The sequence below is a fragment of the Vibrio sp. 1288 genome, from assembly GCF_033344475.1.
Window position 1 is genome coordinate 1 of sequence record NZ_JAWPOX010001088.1, and the last position, 527, is coordinate 527.

Annotated in this window: 1 pseudogene; it reads right to left on the reverse strand. The window is 49.5% G+C overall.

Annotation, left to right across the window (positions count from 1 at the left end):
- Positions 1–527, reverse strand: a pseudogene (locus R8O11_RS31050) (molecular chaperone); the annotation flags it as partial.

Below are 527 nucleotides of genomic sequence, written 5' to 3' on the forward strand. Positions count from 1 at the left end.
AAAGATCGCATCCGGTTTTACGCCTGCTTGCTCAACAGCTTCTGTTACCAGCGCCGTCATCTTGTTCTTTGGTGATTCAATCGCTTCAATCATCTCATCACGCTGAACGTCCACTTCAATCAGCTCCGACAACAAGTTGATGCCAGTACGGTAAGCCGTTTGATCAGAGAGTGCCACCTTCGCTTCTTCTGCACGGCGGACAATGTTGTAGCCTAATGATTCGTGATAAACCTCAAGCAAGCGGGCTAGTTTTTCTGGCTCTTGCGCCTGTTTCTGCAACAGTTTTAACGCCGCTAAGTTCTCACGTGAGTAAAAGTCGTTTTGCGCTTCAACGTTATTGATAGCAATCGGATTCCAAAACTGAGTCGTCGGCATCACAATGCCCGACTCCATCTTGCTTTCCATCCCAAACGGGAACATCAACTGTTTGAAAGCCAACGCGATATCCAGAGCGTTACCGCCGACACGCTGGCCACTGTGTGCCAATAAGCTTGCCGTCCTGTCTGCTTTTCCTCGCCAAGATGGCC